We start from the raw sequence: 13,136 nt of genomic DNA on the forward strand, positions 1-13,136 counted from the left end.
TATTTACTCAGCAGATTCCTCATGCGCTGGGCGCTGACGCCGATGTCGACGGCGAGCGGGCCAAGGACGGCTCGCGCAGCACGGCCCAGATCAAGGAGGAATCACCATGGGTCTCCGTATCAACAACAACATCGCCGCGCAGAACGCCTACCGGAACCTGTCGGTCACGGACAGCCAGATGAGCAAGTCGCTGGAGCGGCTGTCCTCGGGCTACCGGATCAACCGCGCCGCCGACGACGCGGCCGGCCTGTCGATCAGCGAGGGGCTCCGGTCCCAGATCGGCGGCATCAAGGTCGCGGTCCGCAACGCGCAGGACGGCATCTCGGTCGTGCAGACCGCTGAAGGCGCGCTCACCGAGACGCATTCGATCCTGCAGCGCATGCGCGATCTGTCGGTCCAGGCGTCCTCGACCGGTTCGCAGGACACCGACGCCCGCACGGCCGCGCAGACCGAGTTCACCCAGCTCAACGCCGAACTGAACCGGATCGCGACCACCACGTCCTTCGGCGGGCAGAAGCTGCTCGACCCGTCGGGCTCCTACACCGGCACCTTCCAGGTCGGCGCCAACACGACGACCGCCGACCAGATCGCGGTCAACCTCGGCACCGCCGCCTTCGGCAGCGTCACCGGCGTGACCGGCTTCGACGCGACCGGCCTCGGCACCGCCAGCCTCGACCTGGTGACCGGCGCCTCGGCCGCCATCACGGCGATCGACACCGCCATCAAGGGCATCTCGACCGCCCGGGCCACCCTCGGTGCCTACCAGAACCGCTTCGAGCACACCATCAACAACCTCAACACCACGGTGGAGAACCTCTCCGCGTCCGAGTCCCGCATCCGTGACACGGACATGGCCCAGGAGATGGTCTCGTTCACGAGATCGCAGATCCTGACCCAGGCCGGCACCAGCATGCTGGCCCAGGCCAACCAGGCGCCGCAGAACGTCCTGTCCCTGCTGCGCTAGCAGTTCCCTCTAACCACACGACCAACGCACACACGCACCATCCTCCTCAGTCGATGACACACGGCGGCGCCTCCACCCACGGGGGCGCCGCCGCTGTCTCCGCCAGGAAATTCCTGCCCAGAACCCTTATGTGGCAGGGCGGGGCGCCGATGTTGAGTACGAACGGGCCACGGATGGCCCGGGACGTGACCCGATTCAAGGAGGAACTTCATGGGTCTTCGCATCAACAACAACATCGCTGCCCAGAACGCCTACCGTAACCTGTCGGTCACGGACGGCCAGATGGGTAAGTCGCTGGAGAGGCTGTCGTCGGGTTACCGGATCAACCGTGCCGCCGACGACGCGGCAGGTCTCTCGATCAGCGAGGGTCTTCGGTCCCAGATCGGCGGTCTGAAGGTCGCGGTGCGCAACGCTCAGGACGGCATCTCGGTCGTGCAGACCGCTGAAGGTGCTCTCACCGAGACGCACTCGATCCTGCAGCGTATGCGTGACCTCTCCGTTCAGGCGTCGTCCACGGGTTCGCAGGACACCGATGCGCGCACGGCCGCGCAGACCGAGTTCACTCAGCTGAACGCTGAGCTGGACCGGATCGCGACCACCACGGCCTTCGGCGGGCAGAAGCTGCTCGACCCGTCGGCCAGCTACACGGGTACTTTCCAGGTTGGCGCCAACACGGCGTCCGCCGACCAGATCGCGGTCGACCTCGGTACCGCCGCCTTCGGTGGCGTGACCGGTGTGACCGGCTTCGACTCGACCGGCCTCGGGGTCAGCTCGCTCGACCTCGTGACGGCCGCGTCGGCGGCCATCACCGCGATCGACACGGCGATCAAGGGTATTTCGACCGCTCGGGCCACGCTCGGTGCATACCAGAACCGGTTCGAGCACACCATCAACAACCTGAACACAGCCGTGGAGAACCTGTCCGCCTCGGAGTCGCGCATCCGTGACACGGACATGGCCTCCGAGATGGTGTCGTTCACCCGCTCACAGATCCTGACCCAGGCCGGCACGAGCATGCTGTCCCAGGCCAACCAGGCGCCGCAGAACGTCCTCTCCCTGCTGCGCTAAAGGAGCTGGAGTTCGATGACCTGACGAGGGCATGACAGGGCACGGCACCCACCCAGGGCGCCGTGCCCTGCCAGTTCTTCTCAAGTGTTCGCGTCCCAGGCCGATCTGCCCCGTGAACAGGCCACGGAGGGCCGGACCGAGCTCAAGGAGGAACTGGCATGGGCCTCAGGATCAACAACAACATCGCCGCGCAGAACTCCTACCGGAACCTGTCGGTGACTGACAGCCAGATGAGCAAGTCGCTGGAGAAGCTGTCGTCCGGCTTCCGGATCAACCGGGCGGCGGACGACGCGGCCGGCCTGTCCATCAGCGAAGGCCTGCGCTCGCAGATCGGCGGCCTGAAGGTCGCGGTCCGCAACGCGCAGGACGGCATCTCGGTCGTGCAGACCGCTGAGGGTGCGCTCACCGAGACGCACTCCATCCTGCAGCGCATGCGCGACCTGTCCGTGCAGGCGGCCTCGACCGGTTCGCAGGACTCCGACGCGCGGACCGCCGCGCAGACCGAGTTCCTGCAGCTGAACGAGGAGCTGAACCGGATCGCGACCACCACGTCCTTCGGCGGGCAGAAGCTGCTCGACCCGTCGAGCAGCTACGTCGGCACCTTCCAGGTGGGCGCCAACACCGCGTCCGCGGACCAGATCACGGTCAGTCTCGGCACCGCCGCCTTCGGCGCGGTCGCCGTGAGCGGCTTCGACTCGACCGGCCTGGGGACCGACTCGCTGGACCTGGTGACCAACGCATCCGCGGCGATCACCGCGATCGACACGGCCATCAAGGGCGTGTCGACCGCCCGGGCGACGCTCGGTGCGTACCAGAACCGCTTCGAGCACACCATCAACAACCTGAACGTGGCCGTGGAGAACCTGTCCGCGTCCGAGTCCCGGATCCGCGACACGGACATGGCCCAGGAGATGGTCTCGTTCACGAGATCGCAGATCCTGACCCAGGCCGGCACCAGCATGCTGGCCCAGGCGAACCAGGCGCCGCAGAACGTGCTGTCGCTGTTGCGCTGACAGCGCTGGTAAGGCGGGGAGGGGACCCAGGTTTCCTCCCCGCGCGCTTGTCTTGCAGTTCTTCTAGGGGGTTCCACCATGGGTAGCGTCGACGGCCTGATCTCGGGCATGAGCACCTCGTCGGTCATCAGCGGGCTGATGCAGGTCGAGGCCGCCCCACAGACGGCCCTCAAGGCCAAGGTGGCCACGCAGCAGAAGGTCGTCACCGCGTACCAGGGCATCAACACCAAGATGAAGGCCCTGCTCACCGCGTCCAAGGCCCTGGTGGACCCCACCGCCTGGAAGGGCGGCGTCGCCACGTCGAGCTCGGACGCCGCCACCGCGACGACGACGTCGAGCGGCGCGCAGAGCGGCGCGCTGTCCTTCCGCGTGAACAAGCTGGCCGCCGCCCACGCGGTCGTCTTCAACGGCACGGTCACCGCGACCACCGACACGATCATGAGTGGTTCGTCGTTCCAGATCGACGTCAACGGCACGCCGAAGACGGTCAACGTCACCGACGGGTCACTCAAGGGCGTCGTCGACGCGATCAACAAGACCCCCGACCTCGGCGTGAAGGCCACCGCGTTCCAGGTCTCCCCCGGCCAGTACACGATGCAGCTCACGTCGACCACGACCGGCAAGGCGTCGACCTTCGACTTCAGCAGCGGCGGCAACCCCTTCACCCTCGGCGCCGAGCAGATCGTCTCCACGGGCGCGGACGCCGAGCTGCTCGTCGGCGACCCGGCCACCCCGCTGAAGGTGACGTCGTCGACGAACACGTTCAAGGACCTGATGAACGGCCTCACCGTCACCGCCACGAAGGTGCAGCAGCCGACCGACCCGCCGGTGACCGTCACCGTCGCCCGCGACAACGAGGGCATCGCCACCAAGGTCCAGGCCATGATCGACGCGGCGAACCAGGCGCTGTCGGAGATCTCCACCCAGACCAAGAACAAGAGCGGCGCGGTCCCCGGCGGCCCGCTCGCCGGCAACGGCACCATGTCGCAGGTCGCCAGCAGAGTGCTCAACACCGTCTCGGGCGGCACCGCCAGCAACGGCAGCTACAAGGACGTCGGCATCGAGCTGACCCGCGACGGCCAGCTCACGTTCGACAAGGCGAAGTTCATCGCGGCGCTCGACGCGGACCCGGAGAAGACCGAGGCGCTCTTCATCGACACCGCCCAGACCGACGTCACGATGAAGACCGGCCTGGCCGACAAGCTGGCCGGCGTGGCGGACACGGCGACCCAGACCAACACCGGCACGCTGTCCCGATTGATCACCAGCGGAAACGACGCGATCACGGACCTCAACCACCGCGTCGACGACTGGGACGTCCGGCTGCAGGCACGGCAGGCGGCGCTGCAGAAGCAGTTCGGCGCCATGGAGACCGCGCTCGGCAAGCTGAAGAACCAGAGCAGCTGGCTGTCCGGCCAGCTCGCCTCGCTCGGTTAGGCCGGCTCCCCCCTCAGGCCCCTGGAGATCGAATGACCACGCAAGCCCTGCGCAACCGCTACGTCAGCGACAGCGTCGCGACCGCTCCCCCGAGCCGGCTGCTCGTCATGCTGTACGACCGGCTGGTGCTTGACCTGATGATCGCCGGCCAGTCGCTGGAGACGGGCGACAAGCCGACGGCGTCGGCGCGGATCCAGCACGCCCAGGAGATCATCATGGAGCTCCGGGCGACGCTGGACACCACCGCGTGGAGCGGCGGCCCCGGCCTTTCCTCGCTGTACAGCTACCTGATCACCGAGCTGGTCCAGGCCAACGTCACCGGTGACCGGAGCAAGGTCGAGGCCGTGCAGAACTTCGCCGAGCAACTGCGCGACGCGTGGCGGGAGGCGGCCGCGCAGGTGATCGGGTCCGGGACGTGACCGCTCCCCAGGACGAGGCCGGCGGCGAGTGGGACGAGGCCTGGGTCGCCGCGCTCGACGCGATGGAGCTCGAGGCCGACGAGGTCGAGCAGATGCTGCGGCACCGCGACGTGCTGGAGTCCGCGCCGGTGACGCCGGTGACGTTCAGCCCGCCGGAAGGGCTCGGGCCGCTGCCGATCGCGCTCGCGGACCGGGCGCGGCGGCTCGTGCAACGACAGCTCGACCTCTCGAGGGAGCTCACGATCGCGATCGCCGGCAACCGCCAGCAGGCGCGGCTGGTCAACCGGCTGCACCGCGAGGCGGTCGACAGCGTGCCCGTCTACGTGGACAACCGCACCTGAGGGATCACTGAGGGATCTCTGCGGGATCCGGGCCGGAAAGCTCGTCCGCACCCGAAAAGCACTGCGAATACGCCTGAAACTGCCGATGACACCGGTATGACCCACATCCCGGTGTCCGTGATCGTCGCCGCGGGGGGCAGCGCTGACGACTTCCACGCCTGCCTCCTGTCGCTGCGCGCCTCCCTCGGCCTGCGCGACGAGGTCGTCTGCGTGCTGCCGGCGGACCGCCATGACCTGCGCGGCGAGCTGCGCGGCGAGCAGTGGCTGAAGGTGATCGAGTCGCCCGCCGGGGCGGGGGTCGCCGAGCGGTGGGCCGCCGGCGTCGACGCCACCCGCCACCCGATCGTCGTGCTCGTCGACGGCGACGTCGTGCTGTCCGCGCACTGGCTCGACCCCGTCCTGGAGCCCTTCGGCGACCCGTCCGTGGTCGCCACCGGCCCGCGCTGCCACAACAGCTTCGGCCCCCAGCAGGCCGAGCTGCCGAAGGAGGCGATGGCCAGCGCGGCGGCGTTCAAGTCGTACGCCAGGCAGTGGCGGCAGGACCATCGCGGCGAGTTCAGCGACGTGGACCGGCTCGGGCCCGTGTGCGTGGCGATCCGCCGCGACGCGCTCGCGATCGCCGGCGGGCCGACCGCCGACCTGCCCTGGGACGGACTCGCGGTGCAGGGCCGCGTCACCGTGGCGCACGCGGCGCTGGTGGCGCACGTGTCGTCGACCGACTGCGGGCTGCGCCGCGAGTTCACCGACGAGCCCGGCGCGCCACTGATCAGCGCGTCGCTCATCGTGAAGGACGAGGCCGACGTGCTGGCCCGGTCGCTGGAGGCGCTGCGCGACCTGGTCGACGAGATCGTCGTCTACGACACCGGCTCGACCGACGACACGATCGCGATCGCCCGCGCCCACGGCGCCCGGGTCGTCGAGGGGTACTGGAACGAGCACTTCGGCGACGCCCGCAACCGCTGCCTGGAGCACTGCCGCGGCACGTGGGCGCTGTGGGTCGACGCCGACGAGATCTTCACCGGCGACGCGAAGGCGGTGCGGGCGGCCGTCGCCGCCGGCGGCGACACCCGGGCCTTCTTCGTCACCATCGACAACCAGGAGGGCCACGAGGGCGGCTCCGGGCACAGCACCATCTACTTCCCCCGGCTCTTCCGCCGGTCGCCGTCGCGCCTGTACGGGCGGCTGCACGAACAGGTCGTCGACCGGGTCGCCGGGACCCCCATGGTCGGCCCGCAGCTGACCATGGCGGTGCTCACCCACGTCGGCTACACCGAGCTGCGCAGGACGGTGAAGGGCAAGGCCGAGCGCAACCTGCGCCTGGCGGAGCTCGCCGCGGAGGATGTCAGCGGCATCACCGCCATCGGCAACCTCGCCCGCGCCCAGATCGGCTCCGGCCACATCGAGGAGGCCGTCGAGACGTCCCGCCGCGGCCTGGAGCAGGCGAAGGAGAACAGCCACCGGGTCCTGTTCCTCAAGATCCTCGCCGATGCGTACCTCGCGCTGAAGCGCCTGACCGAGGCGAACGAGACCATCGAGGAGCTGCGCGGCATCGCCAGCACCGCGTTCACCGTCGACGAGCACGAGGTCAAGCTGCGCTTCGCCGAGGGCGACTACGAGCGGGCCCTGGAGATTGTCACGAGGCTGCCGGAGTCGGGCATGAACGACCTGCTGTACGGCGTCGGCAAGGGCCGCTTCGCCGGGCTGCACATCGACGCGCTCAGCCGGCTGGACCGGCACCAGGAGGCGGCGGAGCAGCTGCGGAGGTCGCTGCGGGACGGGCGGGTGCCGGTGCCGGTCGCCCGGATGGCGCAGGTGCTGGGCGCCGCCGACGGCAGTCTCGCGGAGGTCGCCGAGCTGCTGCCCCGCGAGGGGGTGCGCGGGCTGCTCTTCGGCATCGCGGAGGCGCCGCCGGAGGCCGCCGACGAGCTGCTTGAAGCGTTGTGGCGCCGGTACCCCGGCGAGCCGACGGTGCTGACCGTCGCGGCCCGGGTCGGCCGGCTGGTCCCGCTGATCCGGGCGATGGAGTGGTCGGCACGGCTGCGGCAGCACGGGTTCGCGGAGCGCTGCACGCTGCTCGCCCTGTCCGCCAACACGCGGCGCACGCCACGGGAGCGGACCCTGGCGGCGGCGATCGCCCTGGAGATGTTCCACGACGAGGCCGCGCTGCCGCTGCTGAACGAGGCCCTGGCTGCGGTCCCCGACGACCAGAGCGCCCCGGTCCTGGAGGAGATGCGCATCCTCGCCCCGCGCGTGTCGGACTCGATCGAGCTCGCCGACGCCTGAACCCCCGCCGGCTGAGCCCCGGCACGCAGACGCCGACACGCAGCAGGCGGCATGCCGGCAAGTCGAACGGCCGGACGGTCAGGTTTCCTGGACGGTCAGCTTCTCCGGACGGCAGGCTCCCCCGGACGGCAGGCTCCCCCGGACGGCAGGCTCCCCCGGACGGCAGGCTCCCCCGGACGGCAGGCTTCCCTGGACATGTCCGCTGCGCGAACATGTCCGACATTTCGGTTATGTCGGTGAGCGAAGCGAGTCGACATAACCGGGACGGCGTCCACGAAGCCGAAGCAGCCTCCACCGAATCGGAGCAGCGACCACGGAACCAGAGCAGCGTCCACGGAACCAGAGCGGTCTCCGCGGAACCGAAGCCGCGGAACCGGAGCAGCGGAACCGGAGCAGCGGAACCGGAGCAGCGGAACCGGAGCGGCGACAGAAGCAGCCGGCACCGCCCCACAGGGAGCGGTGCCGGCGTTGCGTGGCTTCGGGGTCAGCGGCCCGCGCCGACCAGCTCGCCCTCGATCACCGGGGCGGGCGGCCGCGGCGCCTCGCGGGGCCGTATGAAGCGCGGCGCCCACCAGTTGGCGTTGCCGAGCAGGGTCATCAGCGAGGGCAGGACGACCGCGCGGATGATCGTCGCGTCGAGCAGGATCGCGGCGGCGAGGCCGACGCCGAGCTGCTTCATGTCGATGGTGCTCAGCGTCGCGAAGATGGAGAACACCGCCACCATCACGATCGCCGCGCTGGTGACCACGCCGGCGGAGCCGGTGATGCCGTGCGCCACCGCGTCACGGGTCGGCATGCCCTGCTTGACCGCCTCGCGGATGCGGCTGACGACGAAGACGTGGTAGTCCATCGACAGGCCGAACAGCACCACGAAGAGGAACAGCGGCAGCCACGACACGACCGCGCCCATGGACGTGAAGCCCAGGATGCCCTCCGCCCAGGTGCCCTGGAAGATCAGGACGACCAGGCCGTAGGACGCGCCGGCGGAGAGCAGGTTGAGCGCGATCGAGGTGACCGCGACGACCACCGAGCGGAACGTGAACGCCATCACCAGCAGCGTCAGCACCAGCACGAACCCGACGACCAGCGGCAGCTTGTGCTTGACGTGGTCGGCGTAGTCGACGTCGGCGCCGACGAACCCGCCGACGGCGGCGTCCGAGCCCGCCTTCACGCCCGGCACCTTGCCGACGGTCTGCGGGACCATGACCTCCCGCAGCTTGTCGAGTGACTCCTTCGCCTGCTCGGAGCGGCCGGCGTACGGGGTGGCGACGCCGAGCACGGCGACCTTGCCGTCGGCGGACACCTCGATGTCGGGCGCTGCCCCAGCAGGAAGGTCCAAGGGCGCGAACAGCGGGTCGGCGGCGGCGGCCTCGGCCAGCTCGGTCAGCGCGGCCTTCGTGGCGTCGAGCTGGCCGGCCGGGACGCGGACGGCGACGGTGTGGACGGTGCCGTTGCTCGGGTACGCCTTCACCAGCCGGTCGTAGGCCTGCATCGCGGGCGTGGTGCGCGGCAGGTCCTCCATGCCGGGGAAGCTCAGCCGCATGCTCAGCGCGGGCGCGGCGAGGGCCAGCAGCGCCAGGACCGAGATCGCCAGCGTGGCCACCGGGCGGCGCAGGGCGGGCCGGAGGATGAAGCTCCAGACCCTCGACTGGCCCTCGCCCTCGGCGCGGGGCCGGGTGAGGCGCCACAGCACCGGGACGCGGGGCCGGTCGATCCAGCGGCCCAGCTTCGACAGCAGCGCCGGCAGGACGGTCAGCGAGCCGGTCACGGAGACGAGCACGACCAGGATCGAGCCGACGGCGAGGGACGAGAAGACCACGTCACCGGCGAGGAACAGGCCCGCCATCGCGATCGTGACGGCGATGCCGGAGACGACGACCGCGTGCCCGGACGTCTCGGCCGCGATCTCGACGGCGTCGAGGTGCTTGCGGCCCTTCGCCCGTTCCTCACGCTCCCGGCGCAGGTAGAACAGGGAGTAGTCGACGCCGACGGCCATGCCGATGAGCAGGATGACGCTGGCGGTGGTGTCGGTCGACGGCACCAGGTGCGAAGCGAGCGTCGAGAGGCCGAGCGCGGCCGCGACCGACGACAGCGCCAGCAGCACCGGCACGCCGGCGGCGATGAGCGCGCCGAACGCGACGATGAGGATCGCGAACGTCACCGGCAGGCTGAGGAACTCGGCCCGCTGGAAGTCCTTGCCGAGCGTGTCGTCCATGGCCTGGCCGATGGACTCGCCGCCGGTCTCCTCGACCCTCAGCCCGGGGTGGGCGCGCTGCACGCCGGCGGTGGTGTCGCGCAGCTTGCCGACGTGGTCCTGGGCGGTCTCGGGGTCGCCGCTCATGGTGACCCGGACCAGCAGCGCACTGCCGTCGTGGGAGGGCAGCGGGTCGCTCACCGAGGCGACCTCGGGCAGCGCCTTCATCGCGGTCGCCACGTCGGCGGCGGCCTTGTCGGCGGCGGTCCTGTCCAGCGTGCCGGACAGGGCGGTGATGAGGACGCTCTCGGTGGCCGGGTCGTCGAAGTGGCCGTCGTTGACGATGACGTCGGCCCGGCCGGACTCGCCGATGGCCTGGTCGGAGTTGCTCGCCTCGACGGTCCCCGCCAGGTTCCCGCCGACGAAGCAGACCGCGACGGACACGACCCACAGAGCGATTGCGCGCCAAGGGTGCTCCGCGCTCCAGCGCGCCACCCGTACGGTAACTGGTCTCTTCTCCACGCAAGAGACGCTATGGATTCCGCAGCCTCCGAACATCCGGGCTGCACCCGAGCCGCACCCGGATTCGGGCATTGGGGGTTTTCCCCGAGGCCGAATTCCTCAACCCGGGCCGACGTGTGCCGATGGCTCCAATGAGCAAGGATCGCTCACTTCAAGGGCCAGGGACCGGCGACACACCGCAAGAAGCCGTTTTTCGGTGGACGGGAGCGTCCCACTCGTGTTCGAAGACGTCACGTCGGTCACCCTGCACAGCGCCCTGACGGGGCTGGCGAAACGGCAGCGGGTGATCGCCGACAACATCGCCAACATCGAGACGCCCGGCTTCCTCGCCGGCCGGGTGTCCTTCGAGGACTCCCTGCGCGACGCGGTCGAGGCCGGCAGGCCGCAGGACGCGACGATCGCCGTGGCCCGGTCGATGGAGCCGACCCGCGAGGACGGCAACAACGTCAACCTCGACCACGAGGTCCTCTCCAACATCGACACCGGCCTGCGGTACCAGACGATGCTGCGCGGCGTGGACGACAAGTTCGGCCTCCTGCGGACCGCGATCAGGGGCTGACGATGACCATCTTCAGCGCCATCGGCATCGCCGGCACGGGCGTCACCGTCTACCGCAAGTGGCTGGACGCGGTCGCCGACAACGTCGCCAACATGAACGACGCGCAGTCGACGTCGGGCCAGGTGTTCCGCGCCCGCTACGTGCAGGCCCGGGCCGTCGACTACGGCACCGGGGAAGGCGGCGCGGTCGTGGCCGGCATCGCGCTGGGCGACGCGAAGGGGCGGCTGGTGTACGAGCCGGAGAACCCCCTCGCCGACCGTGAGGGCTACGTCAAGTACCCCGACATCGACCTCGGCTCGCAGATGACACAGATGATCATGGCGCAGCGCGCCTACCAGGCGAACCTCACGGTCGTCGACCGGGCGAAGGACGCCTACCAGGCCGCGATCCAGATCGGGAAGGGCTGACCATGACCATCGACGCCGTCGGGGCCGTCAGTGCCCTTCCCGCGCTCCCACCGATCTCCGCGTCCGACTCGAGCGCCCCGTCGTCGTCGGGCACCGACTTCGGCGCCGTGGTCGCGCAGGGCCTCCAGCGGCTGCAGCAGGTCCAGGACACCGCCGACGACCTCGCCGTGCGGGCCGCCACCGGCAGCCTGACCGACGTGCACGACTACATGATCGCCGCGACCGAGGCGAACCTCGCGACCAGCCTCACCGTCGCCGTGCGGAACCGGGCCCTTGAGTCCTTCAACGAGATCATGAGGATGCAGGCCTGATGCGTGACCGGCTCACCGCCCTCATGCGGCGGGGGACCGACGGCTGGAAGGCCTTCACCCCCGGGCAGCGGGCGGTCACGATCGTCGCCGTGCTCGCCCTGGCGATCGGCGGGTACTTCTTCGCGACCTGGGCCGGCAAACCGACCATGGCGCCGCTGTTCTCGAACCTGGCCGCCGCCGACGCGAGCGCGATCGTCGACAAGCTCAACGCCGACGGCGTCACCTACACGCTGTCCGACGGCGGCAGCACCATCAACGTGCCCAGCGACCAGGTGTACAGCCTGCGGATCTCGATGAGCGGGGCCGGCCTGCCCGCCGCGGGCGACGCCGGCTACTCGCTGCTGGACAAGCAGGGCATCATGACCAGCGAGTTCATGCAGCAGGTCACCTACCGCCGGGCCCTGGAGGGCGAGCTCGCCAAGACGATCGAGGCGATCAACGGCGTCAACAAGGCGACCGTGCACCTCGCGATCCCGCAGAAGGACGTCTTCACCGACGACCAGATCGCGCCGACCGCGTCGGTGCTCGTCGACACCGGCGCGAAGCCCCTGGCGGGCGGCGCCGTCACGTCGATCGTGCACCTGGTGTCCTCCAGCGTCGAAGGGCTCGAACCGGGCGCGGTCACGGTCGTCGGCGCCAACGGCAAGGTCCTGTCCGGCTCCGGCGACGGCCCCGGGTCCTCCCCCGACGGGCAGTCCGGCCAGACGACGGCCTACGAGCAGCGGCTCAACACCGCGCTGCAGAACATGCTCGACACGGTCGTCGGGCCGGGCCACTCCGTCGTGCAGGTGACCGCGGACCTCGACTTCGACGCGACCGAGACCAAGACGCAGAAGTACGTCGCGGATCCGGCCGTGCCGCCGCTGTCGGAGTCCAAGACGTCCGAGCAGTACACGGGCGGCAACGGCACCCCGGTCGGCGGCGTCCTCGGCCCGGACAACATCCAGGTCCCCAACGGCACCGGCGCCGGCGGCGACGGGACCTATCAGCAGTCCACCGAGACCCGCAACAACGCCGTCGGCATGGTCACCGAGACGAAGAAGACCGCGCCGGGCGCGGTGCGCAAGCTCGCCGTCGCGGTCATCGTCGACAGCTCCGTGGCGAAGGTCGACGAGGCGCAGCTGCAGCAGCTGGTCTCCTCCGCCGTCGGTCTCGACGCGACCCGCGGCGACCAGATCGCGGTCAGCTCGATGGCGTTCGACACGACCAAGGCCACGGCCGAGCAGAGCGCGCAGGCGGAGGCCGCGAAGGCCGAGAAGGACGAGCTGCTGCAGAAGTACATCCAGATGGGCCTGATCATCCTGGCCCTGCTGGTTCTGCTGATCATCGCGGCCATCTCCAACCGCCGCCGGCGCAAGCGGGAGAAGGTGCAGCTCACCGAGCAGCAGAACGCGGCGCTGGAGGAGATGCAGGCGGCGATCGAGGCGGCCCGCGTCAAGCTCGCCCTGGAGGGTCACGGCGGCGTCGGCGGCGCCCACGAGCTCGAGGGCGCCGGCGGGCCCGGCGCCGAGTTCGACCGCGACGGGCGCTTCCGGGACATCACCCAGATGGTCGAGAAGCAGCCCGACGAGGTCGCGCAGCTGCTGCGCGGCTGGCTCGCCGACCGGCGCGGCTGAGC

12 protein-coding genes are annotated in these 13,136 nt (G+C 70.1%); 11 read left to right on the plus strand and 1 reads right to left on the minus strand.

What is annotated here, in order from left to right:
- The first annotated feature begins 106 nt into the window (after positions 1-106).
- The 7 genes from ACFY3L_RS36145 (at position 107) to ACFY3L_RS36175 (ending at position 7,525) form a co-directional block, all read left to right on the plus strand.
- Positions 107-964 (plus strand): flagellin, encoded by an 858-nt coding sequence (locus ACFY3L_RS36145; RefSeq protein WP_389334695.1) that lies wholly within the window; start codon positions 107-109, stop codon positions 962-964.
- Positions 965-1,174: 210 nt separating this feature from the next.
- Positions 1,175-2,032: a flagellin gene (locus ACFY3L_RS36150; RefSeq protein ID WP_389334698.1), complete on the plus strand. Its 858-nt coding sequence runs from the start codon at positions 1,175-1,177 to the stop codon at positions 2,030-2,032.
- A gap of 158 nt (positions 2,033-2,190) precedes the next feature.
- Positions 2,191-3,045, plus strand: a complete 855-nt coding sequence (locus tag ACFY3L_RS36155) for a flagellin (protein WP_389334701.1) — start codon at positions 2,191-2,193, stop codon at positions 3,043-3,045.
- A gap of 78 nt (positions 3,046-3,123) precedes the next feature.
- Positions 3,124-4,482 (plus strand): flagellar filament capping protein FliD, encoded by a 1,359-nt coding sequence (fliD, locus tag ACFY3L_RS36160; RefSeq protein WP_389334703.1) that lies wholly within the window; start codon positions 3,124-3,126, stop codon positions 4,480-4,482.
- Between the two features lie 32 nt (positions 4,483-4,514).
- Positions 4,515-4,901 (plus strand): flagellar export chaperone FliS, encoded by a 387-nt coding sequence (fliS, locus tag ACFY3L_RS36165; RefSeq protein ID WP_389334706.1) that lies wholly within the window; start codon positions 4,515-4,517, stop codon positions 4,899-4,901.
- Entirely contained in the window at positions 4,898-5,242 is a 345-nt protein-coding gene (locus ACFY3L_RS36170) for a hypothetical protein (RefSeq protein ID WP_389334709.1), read from the plus strand. The genes fliS and ACFY3L_RS36170 overlap by 4 nt, the downstream gene beginning before the upstream one ends.
- Positions 5,243-5,338: 96 nt before the next feature.
- Positions 5,339-7,525, plus strand: a complete 2,187-nt coding sequence (locus ACFY3L_RS36175) for a glycosyltransferase (protein ID WP_389334712.1) — start codon at positions 5,339-5,341, stop codon at positions 7,523-7,525.
- Positions 7,526-8,009: 484 nt separating this feature from the next.
- Here the strand turns inward: ACFY3L_RS36175 and ACFY3L_RS36180 are convergent, their stop codons facing one another.
- Positions 8,010-10,163: an MMPL family transporter gene (locus tag ACFY3L_RS36180; RefSeq protein WP_389334715.1), complete on the minus strand. Its 2,154-nt coding sequence runs from the start codon at positions 10,161-10,163 to the stop codon at positions 8,010-8,012.
- A gap of 295 nt (positions 10,164-10,458) precedes the next feature.
- Here ACFY3L_RS36180 and ACFY3L_RS36185 point away from each other — a divergent pair, with 295 nt between their 5' ends.
- The 4 genes from ACFY3L_RS36185 to fliF are packed head-to-tail and all read left to right on the plus strand — an operon-like array spanning position 10,459 to position 13,134.
- Positions 10,459-10,800 carry a flagellar basal body rod protein FlgB gene (locus ACFY3L_RS36185; protein WP_389334718.1) on the plus strand — a complete coding sequence of 114 codons (342 nt, stop codon included), beginning with the start codon at positions 10,459-10,461 and terminating at the stop codon, positions 10,798-10,800.
- Between the two features lie 2 nt (positions 10,801-10,802).
- Positions 10,803-11,207 carry a flagellar basal body rod protein FlgC gene (locus ACFY3L_RS36190; RefSeq protein ID WP_389334721.1) on the plus strand — a complete coding sequence of 135 codons (405 nt, stop codon included), beginning with the start codon at positions 10,803-10,805 and terminating at the stop codon, positions 11,205-11,207.
- Positions 11,208-11,209: 2 nt separating this feature from the next.
- Complete coding sequence (fliE, locus tag ACFY3L_RS36195) at positions 11,210-11,518, plus strand: flagellar hook-basal body complex protein FliE (protein ID WP_389334724.1); 309 nt, start codon at positions 11,210-11,212, stop codon at positions 11,516-11,518.
- Positions 11,518-13,134 carry a flagellar basal-body MS-ring/collar protein FliF gene (fliF, locus tag ACFY3L_RS36200; RefSeq protein WP_389334727.1) on the plus strand — a complete coding sequence of 539 codons (1,617 nt, stop codon included), beginning with the start codon at positions 11,518-11,520 and terminating at the stop codon, positions 13,132-13,134. The genes fliE and fliF overlap by 1 nt, the downstream gene beginning before the upstream one ends.
- Positions 13,135-13,136 lie beyond the last annotated feature (2 nt).

Origin of the sequence: Dactylosporangium sp. NPDC000521 (genome assembly GCF_042898305.1) — a bacterium.
Taxonomy (GTDB): domain Bacteria; phylum Actinomycetota; class Actinomycetes; order Mycobacteriales; family Micromonosporaceae; genus Dactylosporangium.